Annotated in this window: 18 protein-coding genes and 1 pseudogene; 8 read left to right on the forward strand and 11 right to left on the reverse strand. The window is 59.2% G+C overall.

The window, feature by feature from the left end; genetic code table 11:
• Positions 1-137 precede the first annotated feature (137 nt).
• Positions 138-368, reverse strand: a complete 231-nt coding sequence (locus DFS28_RS28295) for a hypothetical protein (protein WP_111452407.1) — start codon at positions 366-368, stop codon at positions 138-140.
• Between the two features lie 92 nt (positions 369-460).
• Entirely contained in the window at positions 461-1,174 is a 714-nt protein-coding gene (locus DFS28_RS28300; protein ID WP_111452408.1) for a FadR/GntR family transcriptional regulator, read from the reverse strand.
• Positions 1,175-1,456: 282 nt separating this feature from the next.
• Here DFS28_RS28300 and DFS28_RS28305 point away from each other — a divergent pair, with 282 nt between their 5' ends.
• On the forward strand, positions 1,457-2,803 hold the full coding sequence (locus DFS28_RS28305; RefSeq protein WP_111452409.1) for an MFS transporter: 1,347 nt from the start codon (positions 1,457-1,459) through the stop codon (positions 2,801-2,803).
• A 37-nt stretch (positions 2,804-2,840) separates the two neighbouring features.
• Positions 2,841-4,184 carry a glucarate dehydratase gene (gene gudD, locus DFS28_RS28310; RefSeq protein WP_111452410.1) on the forward strand — a complete coding sequence of 448 codons (1,344 nt, stop codon included), beginning with the start codon at positions 2,841-2,843 and terminating at the stop codon, positions 4,182-4,184.
• 66 nt (positions 4,185-4,250) lie between these two features.
• Here gudD and DFS28_RS28315 read toward each other — a convergent pair whose 3' ends face one another.
• A complete protein-coding gene (locus DFS28_RS28315; protein WP_111452411.1) occupies positions 4,251-5,171 on the reverse strand; it encodes a LysR family transcriptional regulator in 921 nt (306 codons plus the stop codon).
• Between the two features lie 158 nt (positions 5,172-5,329).
• Here DFS28_RS28315 and ampC point away from each other — a divergent pair, with 158 nt between their 5' ends.
• Entirely contained in the window at positions 5,330-6,472 is a 1,143-nt protein-coding gene (ampC, locus tag DFS28_RS28320; RefSeq protein WP_305888091.1) for a class C beta-lactamase, read from the forward strand.
• A gap of 243 nt (positions 6,473-6,715) precedes the next feature.
• Here the strand turns inward: ampC and DFS28_RS28325 are convergent, their stop codons facing one another.
• Both DFS28_RS28325 and DFS28_RS28330 read right to left on the reverse strand, forming a co-directional pair.
• Positions 6,716-7,084, reverse strand: a complete 369-nt coding sequence (locus DFS28_RS28325) for a DUF6124 family protein (protein ID WP_111452413.1) — start codon at positions 7,082-7,084, stop codon at positions 6,716-6,718.
• 254 nt (positions 7,085-7,338) lie between these two features.
• Complete coding sequence (locus tag DFS28_RS28330) at positions 7,339-7,914, reverse strand: DUF4174 domain-containing protein (protein ID WP_111452414.1); 576 nt, start codon at positions 7,912-7,914, stop codon at positions 7,339-7,341.
• Between the two features lie 179 nt (positions 7,915-8,093).
• Between DFS28_RS28330 and DFS28_RS28335 the strand changes: the two genes are divergently transcribed.
• Positions 8,094-8,462 carry a VOC family protein gene (locus DFS28_RS28335; protein ID WP_111452415.1) on the forward strand — a complete coding sequence of 123 codons (369 nt, stop codon included), beginning with the start codon at positions 8,094-8,096 and terminating at the stop codon, positions 8,460-8,462.
• Positions 8,463-8,503: 41 nt separating this feature from the next.
• Here the strand turns inward: DFS28_RS28335 and DFS28_RS28340 are convergent, their stop codons facing one another.
• Positions 8,504-9,289 carry a sulfite exporter TauE/SafE family protein gene (locus tag DFS28_RS28340; RefSeq protein ID WP_111452416.1) on the reverse strand — a complete coding sequence of 262 codons (786 nt, stop codon included), beginning with the start codon at positions 9,287-9,289 and terminating at the stop codon, positions 8,504-8,506.
• Positions 9,290-9,547: 258 nt separating this feature from the next.
• Positions 9,548-10,294 (reverse strand): hypothetical protein, encoded by a 747-nt coding sequence (locus tag DFS28_RS28345; protein WP_111452417.1) that lies wholly within the window; start codon positions 10,292-10,294, stop codon positions 9,548-9,550.
• 252 nt (positions 10,295-10,546) lie between these two features.
• On the opposite strand from DFS28_RS28345, the pseudogene DFS28_RS28350 reads away from it, so the two are divergent.
• From DFS28_RS28350 to DFS28_RS28360, 3 genes and pseudogenes are all read left to right on the forward strand, one after another.
• Positions 10,547-11,696, forward strand: a pseudogene (locus tag DFS28_RS28350) (aldose epimerase family protein).
• Between the two features lie 112 nt (positions 11,697-11,808).
• On the forward strand, positions 11,809-12,630 hold the full coding sequence (locus DFS28_RS28355) for an aldo/keto reductase (protein WP_111452418.1): 822 nt from the start codon (positions 11,809-11,811) through the stop codon (positions 12,628-12,630).
• A 29-nt stretch (positions 12,631-12,659) separates the two neighbouring features.
• Complete coding sequence (locus DFS28_RS28360; RefSeq protein WP_111452419.1) at positions 12,660-13,130, forward strand: DUF1810 domain-containing protein; 471 nt, start codon at positions 12,660-12,662, stop codon at positions 13,128-13,130.
• On the opposite strand, the gene DFS28_RS28365 is transcribed toward DFS28_RS28360, so the two are convergent.
• On the reverse strand, positions 13,095-15,455 hold the full coding sequence (locus DFS28_RS28365; protein ID WP_165934038.1) for a DNA polymerase II: 2,361 nt from the start codon (positions 15,453-15,455) through the stop codon (positions 13,095-13,097). The two genes, DFS28_RS28360 and DFS28_RS28365, sit on opposite strands and share 36 nt — an antisense overlap.
• A gap of 427 nt (positions 15,456-15,882) precedes the next feature.
• Here DFS28_RS28365 and DFS28_RS28370 point away from each other — a divergent pair, with 427 nt between their 5' ends.
• Complete coding sequence (locus tag DFS28_RS28370; protein WP_111452421.1) at positions 15,883-16,323, forward strand: CBS domain-containing protein; 441 nt, start codon at positions 15,883-15,885, stop codon at positions 16,321-16,323.
• Position 16,324: 1 nt separating this feature from the next.
• Here DFS28_RS28370 and DFS28_RS28375 read toward each other — a convergent pair whose 3' ends face one another.
• The 3 genes from DFS28_RS28375 to DFS28_RS28380 all read right to left on the reverse strand — a co-directional run bounded on the left by DFS28_RS28375 (position 16,325) and on the right by DFS28_RS28380 (position 18,576).
• Positions 16,325-16,948 carry a glutathione S-transferase gene (locus DFS28_RS28375; RefSeq protein WP_111452422.1) on the reverse strand — a complete coding sequence of 208 codons (624 nt, stop codon included), beginning with the start codon at positions 16,946-16,948 and terminating at the stop codon, positions 16,325-16,327.
• Positions 16,949-17,054: 106 nt separating this feature from the next.
• On the reverse strand, positions 17,055-17,522 hold the full coding sequence (locus tag DFS28_RS30660; RefSeq protein ID WP_165934037.1) for a hypothetical protein: 468 nt from the start codon (positions 17,520-17,522) through the stop codon (positions 17,055-17,057).
• Positions 17,482-18,576, reverse strand: a complete 1,095-nt coding sequence (locus DFS28_RS28380) for a DUF1615 domain-containing protein (RefSeq protein ID WP_111452423.1) — start codon at positions 18,574-18,576, stop codon at positions 17,482-17,484. The genes DFS28_RS30660 and DFS28_RS28380 overlap by 41 nt, the downstream gene beginning before the upstream one ends.
• Positions 18,577-18,649 lie beyond the last annotated feature (73 nt).

An 18,649-nucleotide genomic window follows, 5' to 3' on the forward strand; every position in this document is an offset into this window, starting at 1 on the left:
CTTGCTCGGGTGGTATTCGCCTTGCTGAAAGGTCAAAGCGAATATCAGCCAAAAGCCAGTTGAGGGCTTTCCCTCAACCATAGAATCTCCCACAGGTTCTGCGCCTTGACTGGCATTGGTCTTGCGCCGGTTTATTTTTATCGCCTGTCATCGGACAGCGGTGTTGGCTCATCTGGCGCAGGCACGTCCTCGGCCGCCTCAGGGTCCATCCAGTCTTCAGGTCGATCGTCGCCGACCTCGGTCGGGTCTCGCGAAGGGTCCATGCCGGGAGGCGCGTCGTGATCCATGCGCGGCTCGTCGGTACCGGAAATGGGTCGGGTGGGGTCGGTGTTGGGCGTTGCGCCCTGGAACATCGAATCGTTAGCCATGACGCACCTCACTGATGAGGTCCAGCAAATCTGGGCCGTACTCGTTGGAAGCAGGGCCGCAAGTTAGGTGCTATCGAGTAGACAAATGGCGGTCAGCCATCGGCCGAAAACCGGTCGCGACTGTTGGTCAGGTGCAGCCACATGGCCGCCCGCGCCGCATCCGGGTCCTGGCGTTTGATCGCATTGAGAATCGCCTCGTGCTCAAGGTTGGCCAGTTGCCCGAGCTTGCTCAAGTCCACTGCGCCGCGCTCGGCGGCATTGACGCGGGTGCGTGGGATCATGGCGCTGCCCAGGTGCTGCATGATTTCGGTGAAGCACACGTTGCCGGTGGCTTCGGCGATCAGCAAGTGGAAGCGCTTGTCGGCTTCGACGCAGCTGTCGTTGTTGGCCAGCAGGCTTTGATAGTCGTCCAGCGCTTCGCGCATCTGCACCAATTGATGCTCGGTGCGACGGGTTGCCGCCAGTGCGGCGGCCTGGGTTTCCAGGCCCATGCGCAACTCCAGAATACTGCGCACCCCCAGCGCGGTATCGACGTTCAACCGCAGTCCCTGCTCCGGTGCTCGTTCGATGACAAAGGTGCCGATGCCGTGCCGGGTCTCCACCAACCCGGAGGCCTGCAACTTCGAGATCGCCTCACGCACCACCGTGCGACTCACCCCGTGTTCCTGAACAATTGTGTTCTCGGACGGCAGCTTGTCACCGGGCAGCATCTGCCCGAGCAAAATGCTCTGGGTCAGTTTGGCGACCAGGTCATGGGCCAGGTTGTGGGTGCGTTTGCGGGCAGGCGCGTCGAGGTCTTCTTGCATGGCGATCATCCGAGAGCAGGGCTACCGGAATCGTAGCACTGCGCTGGACGGGAATCTCAGGAAAACACCGACCAACTTGTATGACAACACTCAACAAGCCGGGCATACAAGACCGCTACAAAGGTCATCCATTACTGCAAAATGAATAAAAAACCTCTCATCAAGCGCCATTTTGTTGGGTAACGACTCTTGCGCGACGAAAAAACGTAGTTGTATGATGTCTATCAACATCGCAACACTCCGCCACACCCCGCATAAAAATAATCAGTGGGAGATAACGCAGTGAATACATCCATATCCGGGATGAACGATGGCGCCGATTCGGTCCTGAAGTCCGCCATCTCGAAAGTGAAACGCCATGTTCTGCCGCTGTTCGTGATCATGTTCATCGTCAACTACATCGACCGCGTGAACATCGGCTTCGTCCGCGCCCACATGGAACATGACCTGGGCATCGGCGCTGCCGCCTACGGCCTCGGCGCCGGTCTGTTCTTCATCGGTTACGCGCTGTTTGAAGTCCCCTCCAACATCCTCCTGCAAAAAGTCGGCGCACGAATCTGGCTGACCCGCATCATGCTGACCTGGGGCGTGGTCGCCGCTTGCATGGCCTTCATCCAGAACGAAACCCACTTCTACATCCTGCGATTCCTGCTCGGCGTGGCCGAAGCCGGTTTCTTCCCCGGAGTGATTTACTACTTCACCCGCTGGTTGCCTGGCGTTGAACGCGGCAAGGCGATTGCCATCTTCCTCAGCGGTTCGGCGATTGCTTCGCTGATCTCCGGCCCGCTGTCCGGGTTACTGCTGCAAATCAGCGGTTTCGGCATGCACGGCTGGCAATGGATGTACTTCATTGAAGGGATGTTCTCGGTCGGGCTGTGCGTGTTCGTCTGGTTCTGGCTGGACTCCAAACCTCACGACGCCAAATGGCTGAGCCGCGCCGAACAAGACGCGCTGGTCAAAGCCATCGACGACGAACAACTGGCCCGCGAAGCCGCGACACCAATCAAACCGTCGCTGGGCAAGCTGCTCAAGGATCGCCAGATCATCCTGTTCTGCCTGATCTACTTCTTCATCCAATTGACCATCTATGCCGCGACCTTCTGGCTGCCGAGCATCATCAAAAAGATGGGCGACCTGAGCGACATTCAGGTCGGGTTGTTCAACTCGATTCCATGGTTGCTGTCGATCGTCGGCATGTACGCCTTCGCTTCGCTGTCGGCCAAATGGAAGCATCAACAAGCCTGGGTCGCCGCTGCCCTGCTGATCGCAGCAGCCGGGATGTTCATGTCCACCACCGGCGGGCCGATCTTCGCCTTCGTTGCGATCTGCTTTGCTGCGCTGGGCTTCAAATCGGCGTCATCGCTGTTCTGGCCGATTCCTCAGGCTTATCTGGACGCACGGATCGCGGCGGGCGTAATCGCGCTGATCAACTCGGTGGGTAACCTCGGCGGCTTCGTTGCGCCGACCACGTTCGGCCTGCTGGAAGAACGCACCGGTTCGATTCAGGGCGGGCTGTACGGCCTGGCCGCGACCTCAATCATTGCCGCAATCATCGTCTTCGCCGCACGCAATAAACCGAAATCCGCACCAGCCGTTGCACCGGCCGAACAATCGCCCAACCACGCCTGAACACTCATGTAAGAGCACTGTTTTGAAGGACATGACAATGAACCCACAAGAAACCGCCAAAGCCCCGGTCATCACCAGCATGCAGGTTGTTCCGGTGGCCGGCCACGACGGCATGTTGCTCAACCTGAGCGGCGCCCACGGGCCGTTTTTCACCCGCAACATCGTGATCCTCAAGGACAACGCCGGCCACACCGGCGTCGGTGAAGTACCGGGCGGCGAACGCATCCGCCAGACCCTCGAAGACGCTCGTTCATTAGTGGTTGGCAGTCCGATCGGCACGTATCAGAAGATCCTCAATCAAGTGCGCCAGACCTTCGCCGATCGTGATGCTGGCGGTCGCGGGTTACAGACGTTCGATTTGCGCATCACCATCCACGCCGTCACCGGCCTTGAAGCTGCGCTGCTTGATCTCTTGGGCCAGCACCTGGACGTGCCGGTCGCCGCCTTGCTCGGCGAAGGTCAGCAGCGCGACGAAGTGAAGATGCTGGGTTACCTGTTTTATGTCGGTGATCGCAATGAAACCGACCTGGCCTACCGCAGCGAACCGGACGCCGACAACGACTGGTTCCGCGTACGTCACGAAAAAGCCATGACCGCCGACGCCGTGGTCCGTCTGGCCGAAGCCGCCCACGCCCGCTACGGTTTCAAGGACTTCAAACTCAAGGGCGGCGTGCTCAGTGGCGATCAAGAAATCGAAGCCGTCACCGCCCTGGCCGAACGCTTCCCCGATGCGCGCATCACCCTTGATCCGAATGGCGCGTGGTCACTCAAGGAAGCCATTCGCCTGTGCAGGGATCAGCATCACGTACTGGCTTACGCCGAAGACCCGTGCGGCGCGGAAAACGGTTATTCGGGCCGTGAAGTCATGGCTGAATTCCGTCGGGCCACGGGTCTGAAAACCGCCACCAACATGATCGCCACCGACTGGCGGGAAATGGGCCACGCGATCCAGTTGCAATCAGTGGACATTCCGCTGGCCGACCCACACTTCTGGACCATGCAGGGCTCGGTCCGTGTGGCGCAGATGTGCCATGAGTGGGGCCTGACCTGGGGTTCACACTCCAACAACCACTTCGATATTTCCCTGGCCATGTTCACCCACGTTGCGGCCGCAGCGCCAGGTGACATCACCGCCATCGACACCCACTGGATCTGGCAGGACGGCCAGCGCCTGACCAAAGCACCGCTGCAAATCGTTGACGGCTGCGTGCAGGTGCCGAAGAAACCCGGGTTGGGCGTCGAACTGGACATGGATCAACTGGCCAAGGCTCATGAGTTGTACAAAGGCATGGGACTGGGCGCGCGGGATGACAGCGTGGCGATGCAGTTTCTGATTCCGGGCTGGAAGTTCGATAACAAGCGGCCGTGTCTGGTGCGCTAGGTCTATCGAAAAACCTAAATCCCTGTGGGAGCGGGCTTGCTCGCGAAGACTTCGTCACATCCACCATCAATGTGACGGATAGACCGCTTTCGCGAGCGAACTCGCTCCTACAGGTTCTTGCGCTGCTTGCAGCAACCATTGCTTGAACGCCATCATCGCCGACGTTTCAGGGCGCGACTGCAAACGGGTCAGCCAGTAACTGCCGGTGGTGATCCCGATGGCGAACGGTTGCTCGATTGCACCCGCCGTCAGTTGTCGGGCGAACATCAGCGGCGGCGCCAATGCAACGCCCGCCCCTTGCAGCGCCGCTTCCATCATTGCCAGCGATGAGTCGAAGACGATGCTTCGGGGCGGCGCTGCGTGGGTCGAGAGGCCAGTGGCCTGAAACCATTCGGGCCACTCGTCCGTGCGATAAGAACGCAACAGCGTTTGCTGCAACAGGTCTATCGGTGTTTTCAGTTGCCGGGCAATTTCGGGAACGCACAATACCGATAACGGCGCCTCGATCAACCTGACTGCTTCAATCCCATGCCAGGCTCCTGCGCCAAACCGAATCGCGTAATCCAACCCTTCAGCCGCCACATCCACGCGATTGTTGTTGGTCGACAGGCGCAAATCTATGAACGGATGTTTCGCCTGGAAGTCCGTCAACCGTGGCAACAACCAACCTACCGCGAACGTCCCCACCGCGCCGACCGTCAATACCTCGCGAAAATGTCCGCCCTCGAATCGCTCAAGGGTGCGTGCAATACGGTCGAAAGACTCGCGCAACACCGGCAGCAGGGTTTCGCCCTCGCTGGTCAGCATCAGCCCGCGGGGCAAGCGCTTGAACAGGGTCACGCGAAGTTGCGATTCAAGGCTCTTGACCTGATGGCTCACCGCCGCCTGTGTGACACACAACTCAACGGCCGCCCGGGTGAAACTCAAATGCCGGGCGGAGGCCTCGAAGGCGCGCAATGCATTGAGCGGTAATTGAGGCCGGATCATGCCCACTCCCAAATTTTTCTAATGGCTCGTTCGAAATATCATCGGTTGTCGAACCTCGGCAGACTGCATAGATTGGCTCGCCCATCAGCAACCCGGATTGAAAAGCCGCTCGGAGTGTAGCGGTTAACACCCTTGAACTCATGGAAAGTGAATCAATCATGCACAACAAACTCGCGTTCTACAGCGCTTTCGCACTTGTCCTCAGCGCCGGTCATTGCATTGCTGATGACCGCATTGACGCCATCGTGAAGGCCGCCATCGAACCGGTGATGCAGCAACAGCAGATCCCCGGTGTCGCGGTTGCGATTACCGTCAACGGCCAGCCTCATTACTTTAACTACGGCGTGGCCTCGAAGGAAAACGGCAAGGCCGTCACCGAAGACACCCTGTTCGAGATCGGCTCGGTGAGCAAAACCTTCACCGCGACCCTCGCCGCCTACGCTCAGGCCACCGGCAAACTGTCCCTGTCGGACAAGGCCAGCAGCGTGCTGCCGGAGCTACGTGGCAGCGCGTTCGATAACATCAGCGTACTGCAACTGGGCACCTACAGCGCCGGTGGCCTGCCGCTGCAATTCCCCGACGATGCCGATGCACCGGACAAGATGCTCGGCTACTTCAAGCAGTGGAAACCGACTTATGCCGCCGGCACCCATCGGCTGTATTCGAACCCGAGCCTGGGGTTGTTCGGTTACCTCGCCGCCCAAAGCATGGGCGCGCCGTTTGATGACGTGATGGAAAAAACCCTGCTGCCGAAACTCGGGCTGAAACACACCTACCTCACAGTGCCGCAGGCTCAAATGGGGCTTTACGCTCAGGGTTACAACAAGGAAGACAAGCCTGTGCGGGTTGAGCCTGGGGCACTGGATTCGGAGGCTTATGGGGTGAAAACCAGCGCGGCGGATCTGATTCGGTATGTTGAGGCGAACATGAAACCGTCGGGGCTTGAAACGCCGATGCAGCGGGCAATCGCCATCACTCACACCGGGTATTACAAGGTCGGCGAGATGACTCAGGGGCTGGGTTGGGAGTTCTACCATTACCCGGTCACCCTCGATAAATTACTGGCGGGTAACTCGACGCAGATGGCGATGGAGGCTCACGAAGTCCAGTGGCTAACCCCACCGCAACCTCAACCGGAAAGCGTACTGATCAACAAAACCGGTTCAACGGGCGGCTTCGGGGCTTACGTGGCGTACGTGCCGTCGAAAGACATCGGCATCGTGATCCTGGCCAACAAAAACTACCCGAACCCTGAGCGGATCAAGATTGCTCATACGATATTGAGTGCTCTGAGCAAGTAGCCAATTGTGGCGAGGGGATTTATCCCCGTTGGGCTGCGAAGCGGCCCCTGTTTTTCCAGCCACCCCGCGTCCAATGGACTACGACGGCTTCGCCGCCGAACGGGGATAAATCCCCTCGCCACAATCTCCTCACCACAATTCCCTCACCACACCTCGCAGGCTCGACAGCTGCTACAGATCACTAGCGCGCAAACAAAATGGGCGACCCCCTTGGAGGTCGCCCATTGTCGTTACTGCGTCAGCTCAATGCAGAGTCAGCGGCTGAGCGTCAGGTGCATCGTTTCTCCGATCAAGATTTTCCCGTGCCTGATTCACTAACAACCCGGTGACCGCCGCCAATTGCTGAATCGACAGCAGCACTGTGCGGCTCGAGCCTTCCAGTGTCCCGGCAAAACTCGCAATCAGGACATTCAGGGAGGCAAGGTTTTCGCAGGCCTGATTTAGCAGGGTTAGTGTGTCGACACCAGGAGCAACAGTGAAAATCTGCTGGGTCGTGGCGGTAGGCCTGGGGCTTCGGGTGACTGCGCCTTTCGCGGTTTCACATGGCTTCGCAGGATCGAGATGTTCGGCGTCGGTCAGGGTTTGCGGTTGATGCTTGCTGAACTTCTTCACAGACGAGGCTCCTTTTTGTGCCATTGGTGTTTACGTCCCTGGATCCCTCAGTGTCGCGGATTCCCACGTCCGACCGCATTTTTGCGGTGGCTGACGAAGGCTAGCGGTGCTCTCTGACAGAAACCAGTTCATAAAGACCGACAGAACTTGCAGGAAACTTCCGAGACCAATAGAAGCCGATACATCTCCCCCCGAAACACCCCATTTTTTTTACCGCTGGCGCAGGCTGCGCCAGCGGCTACAAAAGTCTGCGTTTAATCATCCGGCATTTCAGGCGGCTTGGCAGGCTTCGCCGGTTTGCCCGGTTTGCCCGGTTTGCCCGGTTTTGCGCCTTTGGCACCGTTGGCACCGTTGGCCGGTGCGACTTCAGTGACCGGCGGCGGTGTCGGCACCGTGGCTTCTTGCTCTGTGGCCGGCAATTGGTCGACGGCGGCGAAAATCTCCTTCAGCTCAATCGCTCCCGATTGTTCAAGTTTCTTTTCCCCGTCCTTGCCCACCAGGATGACTTTGCTCTTCGCGCCGGCACCCAACTTGAGCGAACGGATCAATGCCGCCGTGTCTTGTGGACCCAGGTCTTTGCCCTCGCGCTGGCCCATCAAGTTGAGCACGGTGTACAGGACCATGTTTCGCTCGGTGAACCCCTTGCGATTGGTCGGTTCATCCAGCGACTTTTTCAGGCTGACCCACGTGGGATCGACCGTGCTCGGAGCGATGACAATCAACGGCCGGGCCCTGCCCTTGTCCATATCCAGTGGTGAGCCGTCATCGGCAGCGAGCAAGGGGCCGGCGAAAACCAGCAGGGTAGTCAGGGTCAATGACCTGATGAGCATGCGCATCTCCTTTTGATATCCACGCTCTAATGATTGCGCATCGCGGCGTTCGTTCCGGGTGACGCACGCAATTATGTCTCGCCTTGCCCCAAGCTTAGGTCAGGGCGGTCATTGCGCAACAGGCTGAGCTAATCTCATGGCTCAACAACCAAGCCCTGATCCGCCGTGAGGACCTGTGCATGAGCGCTCAGTTGAACCACACCATCGTCTGGTGTCGCGACAAGCAGGCATCAGCCAACTATCTGGCAGACATCCTCGGCCTGCCCAGCCCCGAACCCTTCGGCCCGATGCTGATCGTCAAGTTCGACAATGGCGTGTCGCTGGACTTCTACGACAATGACCCGCCGATTGCTTCCCAGCATTACGCGTTTTTGATGAGTGACGACGATTTCGATGCGGCCTTCGCCCGCCTGCAAGCCCGACAGCAGCCCTGGTGGGCCGACCCCGGCAAACAACGACCGAACGAGATCAACGATTACGGCGGTGGCCGGCGAGTTTACTTCGATGACCCGGACGGGCATCTGCTGGAGATTCTGACTCGGCCCTGAGCGCGCCTGCCAAGCGGGTTTGTTCTGAAAGCTCTACCCGATTAAAAGGCCAGTTTGTACCCAATCAGCACCAGCATCGTGGCCAGGCAAGGCCGCAGCACTTCATCGGAGATGCGGCCAGTCAGGTGGCTGCCCAGGTAAATCCCCGGCAGCGAACCGATCAGCAAATAACCCAGCACGTGCCAATCCATGTTGCCCATGCTCGCATGGCCGAGGCCGGCCACCAGGGTCAGCGGTACGGCGTGCGCGATTTCCGTGCCCACCAGGCGGCGGGTCGGCAACAGCGGATAGAGAATAAACAACGCGACGGTGCCCAGGGCGCCAGCGCCGATGGACGTCAGGGCAACCATGGCGCCGAGGACCAGACCGGTGATCACGGTCAGCGCATTCAAGCGCTTACCACTGGGGTTGTAATGACCGCCCGCACGTTTGTGGGCGAAATCGAGCAGGCGTTTCTTGAAGAAAATCGCCAGCGCCGTGGCAAACAGAACAAAGCCCAAGGCCTGTTTGATGACCGCGTTCATCGCCTCGGGCGACGTTTGCAAGGTGCTCAGGAACCACAACGTCAGCGCCACCGCCGGCACACTGCCGAGGGTCAGCCAACCGGTAATCGCCCAGTCGATGTTCTTGTTCTTTCGATGAACCAGCACGCCACTGGATTTGGTAATCGCCGCGTACAGCAAATCCGTCCCCACTGCGGTGGCCGGATTGACGCCGAACCACAACAGAATGGGGGTCATCAAGGAGCCGCCACCAACGCCGGTCATCCCGACAATAAAGCCGACTACCAGACCTGCTACGACTAAACCGAAATTACCGAATTCCATTAACACGCCCACAAAAAACGCATGAAAAATCTGGATCGCAGCATAGCGATTTTTCTTATAACCAGTTATATCGATGCGAACTATCGTTATACCTAAAGTACGCATGCAGTTCCCTGCGAGAGCCTTTGTGGCGAGGGGATTTATCCCCGTTGGACCCGCGCAGCAGTCCCATTTTTTGGGGCCGCTTCGCAGCCCAACGGGGCGGTGCGACGTTTCGATAAATCCCCTCGCCACAAAGCTCACTCCCACAAGGTGGGTTCACTGTACTGGCAGGAAATTGAGGAACAGCAAACTCTGCGCGTAATTCAAACCGATCCGACGGTAGCGCTCGTCCAGCATCTGCGTCAGCAGGTCCAGCCGCGCGACGATCTTGCCGAACTCCACGGCAAAACTCAGGTTGCTGCCCTCCTCCGAGATTTCATTGGAGAACAGCAATGGCTCGCCGTTCTTGTTTTGCCGCTGGCTGAGTATCCAGGTGGCTTTCTCGATGTTGCGGGCAGCGTTGCTGACGAACGTCGGATTGATCACATCCGTCATGTAGAACTCGAGCCGATTGCCGTGGGCGGTGACGAGCATGCTGCCGATGGCATAGATGAAAGCACCGACCCGGTCGCCGAGAAACTCCGGGCTCATGGCATAACTCAGCGCGGCCAGGTCTTTTTTGCCCCCCAGAGTCGGCAGCGGCTGTTGCTGTTCGATGGCCATGCGCACTTGCTTGCCAGCGGTGCGGGCGTCGAGGAAGCCGGATTTTTTCAGCTCGTCCGGGTTGCGCAAGTAGAGCTTGCTCATCAGCAGGTAGAGGCTGTCGAGGTTGTCGCGCATCGCCAGGGTCGCTATGCGGTCGACGCTGGTCTGGAGAAATTCCTGGGGTTTGCCTTCGCGGAACTGACTGACGATGTCGTTGCCCTGCTGCTGGCTGCACCCGGAGGCGAGCATCGACAAGCAGGCCAACAGCAGGCAACGGCGGCGGATTGGCGCGGTGGTGCGGGGTAAAACTCGAGCCATGGGTATTGAACTTGGGCATGGGCCGGCGGTGGGGATTCGCCGCAGGCTGGCCCAGGATAGGAGCCGTGAATCCCTGAAAAGTGCAGTGCCGGCGGTCCGTAAACGCTGCCAACCGTCAAGAGGATCACCACATTAGTCATACTTTATAATTGCAACAGCTCGTACATAAGCTATAAATCCTTCCTTGATCGCATTTAAATTCGATTATTAGTATGACTAGTTAGCCAAAAACAACAAAAAGGAAGGTCAACCATGCTTCAATCCCGACACCCGCTCTGCGCCCTTGGACTGTCCCTGATGATCGCCCCCCCTCTGCGCCCAGGCCGCCGGCCTGTCCAGCGAACACAAGGCCTTCGGCAAAACCAATGACGGCACGCCCGTCGAGCAATACATCTTGCGCAACAGCCATGGCCTGACCGCCACGGTCATTACCTACGGCGGCATTTTGCAGTCGCTGAAAGTGCCGGACAAAAACGGCAAGTTCGACGATGTGGTGCTCGGTTTCGATAACGTGCAGGGCTATCAGAGCGGCACGGCGTATTTCGGTGCGACCATCGGGCGCTTCGGCAATCGCCTGGCCAACGGTGCTTTCGAACTGGACGGCAAGCGCTATCAGGTACCGCTCAACGACAGTTCCAATTCGCTGCACGGCGGCCCTCAGGGTTTTGACAAACACGTCTGGAAAGCCCAGCCGAGCAACGGCAAGGATGCGGTCGGCGTGACCCTGACCTACCTGTCGGCGGACGGTGAAATGGGCTTCCCCGGCAACCTGAAAACCGAGGTCACCTACAGCCTCAATGAGCAAAACGAGTTGCGCATCGACTACAAGGCTTCCACCGATAAAGCCACGGTGTTGAACCTGACCAATCACAGCTATTTCAACCTCGCCGGCGCGGGTAACGGTGATGTGCTGAAACAGCTCGCCACCCTGCATGCCAGCCATTACACGCCGGTTACCGGCAAGCTGATCCCGACCGGCGAACTGGCCCCGGTGGCCGGCACACCGATGGACTTCACCCAACCGACCGCCATTGGCAAGCACATCAAAGCCGATCACCCACAGTTGAAATTTGCCGAACCGAAACAGGGTGGCTTCGATTTCAACTGGGTGCTGAACGCCATGGGTGATGTGGGTCAACTCGCCGCCGAGGTCAGCGATCCGCAATCCGGTCGTCGCTTGCAGCTCTACACCACCGAGCCCGGTGTGCAGTTCTACACCAGCAACTTCCTCGACGGTTCGGTCAAGGGCAAGGCTGGCAAGGTCTATCCGCACTGGGGCGCGTTCACGCTGGAGACCCAGCACTATCCGGACTCGCCGAATCAGCCGACCTTTCCGTCCACGCGCCTGGACCCGGGCAAGACCTATGCCCAGAGCACCGTCCTGAAGTTTTCTACCCAGTAAGGCCCAACACGATCATGTAGCAGCTGCCACAGCTGCTACAGGTCGATGGAACCACCGGGGGATTCTGTTGCCAACCGATGAGTACTCATCGATTCAAAATAAGGAGATTTGAATGCGGACCCTCGAACTGGCCGGCGTCAACGTACCGGTCATCGGTCAAGGCACCTGGCGCATGGGCGAAGACCGTTCCCGGCACACCCAGGAAGTGGCGGCTTTGCGCCTGGGTATCGAACTAGGCATGACCCTCATCGACACCGCTGAAATGTACGGCGAGGGCGGCGCTGAGGAAGTGGTCGGTGAAGCCATCGCCGGCAGGCGCGACGAAGTGTTTCTGGTCAGCAAGGTGTACCCGCACAACGCCAGCCGCAAAGGCATCCCCCAAGCGTGCGAACGCAGTCTGCGTCGTCTCGATACCGATTACATCGATCTCTATTTACTGCACTGGCGCGGCCAGTTTCCCCTCGAAGAAACAGTCGAAGCCTTCGAACGCCTGCGGGTCGAAGGCAAGATCGGTCGCTGGGGTGTCTCCAATTTTGATGTCGACGACCTGGAGGAACTGGTCTCACCGGCCTGTGCCACCAATCAGGTGCTCTACAACCTGGAAGAACGCGGCATCGAGTTCGATCTGCTGCCCTGGAGCCGCCAGCATCGAATGCCGGTCATGGCCTACTGTCCGATCGGTCAGGGCGGGCCTATGCTGAACCATACAACGCTCAAGCAAATAGCCGCCCGTCACCGTGTGACGCCGGCCCAGGTAGCGCTGGCATGGATGCTGCGTAACGAAGGCGTGATCGCCATCCCCAAGGCGGTCCGACCCGAACACGTACAACTCAACGCCCAAGCGGCGCAATTGCAACTGGAGGCTGGGGATCTGGAGGCGCTGGACCAGGCGTTTCGCGCGCCACAACGCAAACAGCGGTTGGCCATGGTCTGAGCCATCGCAGTCTGTCAGAGGGCTTCGGCATGAGAAGCACTGATCAGGACGATTACTTTAATCTGCAACGCTTTATCCAGGCACAGGACCCGGTGTTCAAACGGGTCCAGGCCGAGCTGAATGCCGGCCACAAGCGCAGTCACTGGATGTGGTTCATCTTTCCGCAATTCTCAGGGTTGGGCGGCAGCGAGATGTCCCGCCACTTTGCCATTCGTTCCATAGAGGAAGCTGAGGCGTACCTCAATCATCCGCTGCTGGGTTCACGGTTGCGCACCTGCACGCAAATGGTGCTGAACATCGAAAAAAGCTCGGTTGCCGGCATATTCGGCCATCCCGACGATCTCAAGTTTCACTCTTGCATGACGCTGTTCGCCCAGGTTGCCGGCGCTAACAGCGACTTTCATCGAGCACTTGACCAGTATTTCCACGGCATCCTGGATGACTGGACGTTGTTGCTGCTGGACTCAAAACAGGCCCAACTGCCCACCAATCAACGTTGAAAAGTCGTCGTCCACGAAGGGCAGAATGGCGTCCGCCACCGGTTGCAGTTGTCGGGTGACGTAGTGGTCGTAGTCGATGGGCGCGCTGCGGATTTCCAGCGGCTCGGGCCCGGCGACGGTGATCACGTAACTGATCCAGCCACCGTTCTGGTATTGCCGCGGACGGCCCTGCTGGTCGTTGTACTCATCGGCAATCCTTGCGGCCCGCACATGGGGCGGCACGTTGCGCTGATAGTCATCGAGGGTGCGACGCAGGCGCTTGCGGTAGATCAGGCGATCGTCGAACTCCCCCGCCAACGTCTTGCGCACGTAGTCGCGTACATACTCCTGATAGGGCTTGCGATTGAAGATGCGCAGGTACAGCTCCTGCTGGAATTGCCGGGCCAGCGGCGACCAGTCGGTGCGCACGGTTTCCAGGCCTTTGTAGACCATTTCGTCGGTGCCATCGGCTCGAGTCACAAGCCCGGCATAACGCTTCTTGCTGCCCTCCTCGGCGCCACGAATGGTCGGCATCAGAAAGCGTTTGTAGTGGGTCTCGAACTGCAACTCCAACGCACTTTCCAGACCGTATTGCTGCTGCACATGCTCACGCCACCACTGGTTGACGTGATCCACCAGCGCGCGGCCGATCTGTGCGGCTTCTTGTTGACCATGGGCACGGCGCAGCCAGACGAAAGTCGAGTCGGTGTCGCCGTAAATCACCGTGTGGCCCTGGGCTTCGATCAGCTGTCGCGTACGCAGCATGATCTCGTGACCGCGCAGGGTGATGGACGACGCCAGGCGTGTATCGAAGAAGCGGCAACCGCTGGAACCGAGCACGCCGTAAAAGGCGTTCATGATGATCTTCAGGGCCTGGGACAACGGCGCGTTGTGTTCGCGCTTGGCGGTTTCGCGCCCTTCGGCGACCCGGGCGACGATGGCGGGCAGGCAATGCCGGGTTCTGGAAAAACGCGCACCGCGAAAGCCTGGCACCGACTCGCTGTCATCCGGATGTTTAAGGCCCTCGATCAAGCCCACCGGGTCGATGAGAAAGGTTCGGATGATCGACGGATAGAGGCTTTTGTAGTCGAGCACCAGCACCGACTCGTACAGGCCCGGTTGCGAGTCCATGACAAACCCGCCGGGGCTGGCTTGCGCAGGCTTGTTCCCAAGGTTCGGCGCGACGAACCCCTGACGGTGCATCAGCGGCATGTACAGGTGAGTGAACGCCGCCACCGAGCCGCCGCTGCGATCCGCCGGCAACCCGGTGACGCTGGCCCGTTCCAGCAAAAAGGTCAGCAGCTCGGTCTTGGCGAAAATCCGCGTCACCAGCTCGCAGTCCTTGAGGTTGTACTTGGCCAGGGCCGGTTTGTCCTCGGCGAACATGCGGTTGATTTCGTCCATGCGCTGGTACGGATTGTCGATCGACTTGCCCTCGCCAAGCAGGGTTTGCGCGACGTTTTCCAGGCTGAACGAGGGGAAACTCCAGGTCGCCGAACGAAGGGATTCGATGCCGTCGATGATCAGCCGGCCGGCGGCCGAGGCGAAGTAATGGGTGCGGCTACCGTGTTCACGCCACTGCATTTCTTCGCCACCACGCCCCAGTTTCAGCGGCACCGCCAGCCGCCGGGCGTGTTCGTGGAGCACACGCAGGTCGAATTGCACGACGTTCCAGCCGATGATCGCGTCGGGGTCATGGCGGGCGAACCATTCGTTGAGTTTTTTCAGCAGCAGGGTTCGGGAATCGCAGTATTCGAGCTGGAAATCCACTTCACTGTCGTCGCCATTGGGCGGGCCAAGCATGTAGACCTGGCGCTCGCCGCAGCCTTCCAGGGCGATGGAGTACAGCTCGCCTTGAGCGGTGGTTTCGATGTCCAGGGAGACCAGCCTGAGGCTCGGACGATAGTCGGGGTCGGGTTTCATCTGCGCATCGAGCAGCAGGCCCTCGGCGTTCGGCGTGCCACTGAACCGGACCGGCGCAGTGATGAAACGCTCCATCATGTAGCGATCCGGCGGGCGCACATCGGCTTCGAACATGTCGACGCCGGCCTTGCGCAGCGCGGTTTCCAGACGGATCAGTTGACCGTGCTGCTGGCAATACAGACCGAGTACCGGGCGGTGCTCGAAATCCAACAACGCCAACGGCCGCAGCTCGACGTTCTTTTCGCCGCGCAGCAACGCTTCAGCCTGCTCGCGCTGGGCGGCGGGGATGAACGCCACCGACGGTTGATGAGGCAGGCGGATCCGCTGGGGACCGGTGTCGGTCGCCAGCCAGAACTCGACTTCCGTACCGGCCGGGGTATCGCGCCAATGCCGGGTCAGGACGAAGCCCCGCTGTAAATCCACCACTGCAACCTCAAGATTTGATTCAAGGCGCAATTCTACGCGTCATTGCGGGGGATAGCGTGGAGGCTTATGGATTTGCCAGCCTTTGAGTCCACCCCTCACCCTAACCCTCTCCCCACGGGGTAGAGGGGACTGACCGAGTTGATTTTTAGACGTTCAGCGACCGAAGAAGTAGAGTCGAACTCTGGTTTTGAAAACCATGGAGATCTGCCCCCTTTCCCCCCTCTCCCCCATGGGGAGAGGGCTGGGGTGAGGGGTGGCTCTTGAAGTCGCTGCCATTGCAGGTGTTTATCGACCTGGTACGGAGATATTCGGAAGAAAAACCGCTGAATGGCGTTTTTTGCGCGTTATCTGCCGCTTTCTGCCTTGCCCTCAGCGCCCGTGTCTACGATTCTTCAAGGACAACGACAACACCTGAGAAACTGCCATGAAAACCGTCGCCCAACTGCTGAAGTTAAAGGCTGAACAGAATCATGAGGTCCACACCATTGCACCGCATCAAATGGTGCTGGAAGCGCTGATGGTCATGGCCGCCAAAAACGTCGGCGCCTTGCCGGTCTTGAGGAATGGCGAGGTCGTCGGCATCATCAGCGAGCGTGACTATGCGCGCAAACTCGTGCTCAAGGGACGCTCCTCCGTCGGTACACCGGTCGAAGACATCATGGTGTCGCCGGTGATCACCGTGGACACCCATCAAACCGTCGAAACCTGCATGGGCATCATGTCCGACAAACGCCTGCGCCACTTGCCGGTGGTGGAAAACGGCACACTGATCGGTTTGCTGTCGATCGGCGACCTGGTCAAGGAGGCCATCGCCGAACAGGCTGAGTTGATTCGCCAGTTGGAACAGTACATCCGCGGCGAATAGGTCAATCTGGCCAATGCCGCGCGAAGACCGGTGCCAATGTCGGGTGCCGGTCAATGCGCGTTAGCCAGGCGAAAAAACCGGGCCTTGCACTGCGTAAATACTCCCGGCTACCCGCCCATCTGGAAACCACCGCCGCCAGCACATCCAAGGCTCCCGGCGTCTCGTCACCCAGATACAAATCGCCCGAAAACTGATCGGCAAACACCTCCCAACTCCTGTGCAGTCGCGCGCGGGCGCCGGCCATGAGGTTTTGCCTGGACGATTCATCCGCCTCGGCCAACCAGCGCTCGGGGTAGTCGATGATGCCAATCGCCGAATAGCAATTGCTGACGATGTACACCAGGCCGCGAATCGCCTGATCCCGCGCGGCGGTGTTTTTCGGCAACAGGTTTGATTGGGGGAACGTGAGCCCCAGGTGAATCAGAATCGCCGCGCTCTCGGTGAGAACGCTGCCATCGGGCAATTGCAGGGTCGGGACCTGCTTTAGCGGATTGAGTTTCTCCAGCGCTTGGGTCGCCTCGGGAGAGGCTTCAACGTCGATGAAGCGGTAAGGAATTTCGCAAAGCTCCAGTGCCGCTTCTATCGCGGCAGCGCCGGAGTTCTGGTGTCCGTATAGCTGGTACATATCGCGCTCCTGGCGAAACGAAAATAGAGTCAGCCGACGAGCGAACACTCGTCAACGGCCAGTCTAGCCGGTGAACGCCTGGATGAATTGGCGACCCGCAAAGACATCAGCCTTTGCGCTGTTCATGCTGTGGGTCGGGTTGTGGCGCAAGTTTGTTCGCCGTCGCACCTGAGTCGTTGAACGCAACCATCATGCTCGCGTGGGGGGCATTGTCCTTCCTATCATTGCCGTCGATGTTCACCATCATGGCAATGAAGTTCTCATAAAAAATCCGCGGCGTAACATCAGCTCCAGACCCAACAACTACACCCCGGAGCACACCATCATGAAACGCCAAATCTTCCTCAGCATCGCTTTCTCGGTTTTTGCAGTTAACGCTTTCGCCGCTACCTCTGTTCACCCGGTTGTCGCTGAAGGCGGCTCGGATCGTCTGATCGAAAGCCGCGCTGTATAAATGAATGGTTTTACCGCAGTACTCAATGAAAAACCCGGCCTTATCAGCCGGGTTTTTTACGCCTGCTTTTTGCGTTCGGTCACTTGCCGGCCCGCGCCATGCAACGCTGATAACGCTCATCGACCCGCTTGGCAAACCACGCCGTGGTGAGTTTGCGGGTGATCTTCGGGCTTTGCAGCGCAATCCCCGGCAACACCGCATGCGGTAATGGCCGACCTTCCGCCTGTTCGGCCAGGGCAAAAACCCGTGCATAGAGCTGGGTGTCCTCGAATTCGAAGTTTTTGCCTTCCTCCAATTGGTCCCGAATAGTCGGATTGCGCATGCCCAGCTGCTTGCCGAGCGTTCGCACCGCCAATTCCGTGGTGCCAGGCATGATCGAATCGTAGCGGACCAGGTCACCATCCAGCGCCAGCGGTATGCCCGACGCGCGACTCACCGCGTTCTGAAACGCGGCATTGCGACTGGCGTACCAACCGGCATTGAAATCGGCGAAGCGATACAACGGTTGTTTGTAGCTCACCGGATAACCGAGCAAGTGGGCGATACCGAAGTACATCCCGCCGCGACGACTGAACACTTCATGGCGGATCGAGCCGGCCACCGGGTACGGATACGCCTTCGCCTGTTGCTCGGCGAAATCGATGCTGACCTGCATCGGCCCACCGGTGTGCACCGGGTTGAACCCACCGAACAGCGTCCGGCCCATGGGCACCATGCCGATGAAGTCATCGAAGATCGCGCTGAGCTCTTTCTCGCTGCGCGCCGCATTGAGTCGGTCGCTGTAGCTTTTGCCGTTGGATGAACTCACCTGCAGCGCACCGCTCACCAGCAGGCCGGGAATGTGGGCTTTGTCGGCGCGGCGGTCGATCTCCTCGCGGGCGATTTTGCCCAGGCCCGGTACCGGTGGGTCCGCCTGAAAGGTCGATTCCTGCTCGGTGACCGCCAGTACCGAGCACAGGTTTTGGGTGGATGGATAAATGTTCTGGGCAGCCAATGCTGCGTAAATATCGGTAGCCCAGCCCTGGCGATCGGCGGTTTGGGCTGGCAGCAGGCGCACGATCTCGGCCTGGACCTCGGCAGGCTTGCGCGCAGGGAGCTCTTGCGTGCGCTGAGTGCCGCAACCCGCCAGCATCAGCAGCGCGGCGACGCTCATCATCAATCGATTGGCTTGCATGTTGCTCCATCAAATCCGTTGAGCCGGGGTAACCATACGATCAATGGCATGGCGCAGGCTATGACTCTCGCCG

Origin of the sequence: Pseudomonas sp. 478, from assembly GCF_003254125.1 — a bacterium.
In the GTDB taxonomy this organism is placed as follows: Bacteria; Pseudomonadota; Gammaproteobacteria; order Pseudomonadales; family Pseudomonadaceae; genus Aquipseudomonas.

Excerpts from the sequence above, each read along its gene's own strand:
- DFS28_RS28295 (WP_111452407.1), bottom strand. The coding sequence starts at position 368 with ATGGCTAACGATTCGATGTTCCAGGGCGCAACGCCCAACACCGACCCC.
- DFS28_RS28300 (WP_111452408.1), bottom strand. The coding sequence starts at position 1,174 with ATGCAAGAAGACCTCGACGCGCCTGCCCGCAAACGCACCCACAACCTG.
- gudD (WP_111452410.1), top strand. The coding sequence starts at position 2,841 with ATGAACCCACAAGAAACCGCCAAAGCCCCGGTCATCACCAGCATGCAG.
- DFS28_RS28315 (WP_111452411.1), bottom strand. The coding sequence starts at position 5,171 with ATGATCCGGCCTCAATTACCGCTCAATGCATTGCGCGCCTTCGAGGCC.
- ampC (WP_305888091.1), top strand. The coding sequence starts at position 5,330 with ATGCACAACAAACTCGCGTTCTACAGCGCTTTCGCACTTGTCCTCAGC.
- DFS28_RS28330 (WP_111452414.1), bottom strand. The coding sequence starts at position 7,914 with ATGCTCATCAGGTCATTGACCCTGACTACCCTGCTGGTTTTCGCCGGC.
- DFS28_RS28335 (WP_111452415.1), top strand. The coding sequence starts at position 8,094 with ATGAGCGCTCAGTTGAACCACACCATCGTCTGGTGTCGCGACAAGCAG.
- DFS28_RS28340 (WP_111452416.1), bottom strand. The coding sequence starts at position 9,289 with ATGGAATTCGGTAATTTCGGTTTAGTCGTAGCAGGTCTGGTAGTCGGC.
- DFS28_RS28345 (WP_111452417.1), bottom strand. The coding sequence starts at position 10,294 with ATGGCTCGAGTTTTACCCCGCACCACCGCGCCAATCCGCCGCCGTTGC.
- DFS28_RS28355 (WP_111452418.1), top strand. The coding sequence starts at position 11,809 with ATGCGGACCCTCGAACTGGCCGGCGTCAACGTACCGGTCATCGGTCAA.
- DFS28_RS28360 (WP_111452419.1), top strand. The coding sequence starts at position 12,660 with ATGAGAAGCACTGATCAGGACGATTACTTTAATCTGCAACGCTTTATC.
- DFS28_RS28370 (WP_111452421.1), top strand. The coding sequence starts at position 15,883 with ATGAAAACCGTCGCCCAACTGCTGAAGTTAAAGGCTGAACAGAATCAT.
- DFS28_RS28375 (WP_111452422.1), bottom strand. The coding sequence starts at position 16,948 with ATGTACCAGCTATACGGACACCAGAACTCCGGCGCTGCCGCGATAGAA.
- DFS28_RS30660 (WP_165934037.1), bottom strand. The coding sequence starts at position 17,522 with ATGAGCGTTATCAGCGTTGCATGGCGCGGGCCGGCAAGTGACCGAACG.
- DFS28_RS28380 (WP_111452423.1), bottom strand. The coding sequence starts at position 18,576 with ATGCAAGCCAATCGATTGATGATGAGCGTCGCCGCGCTGCTGATGCTG.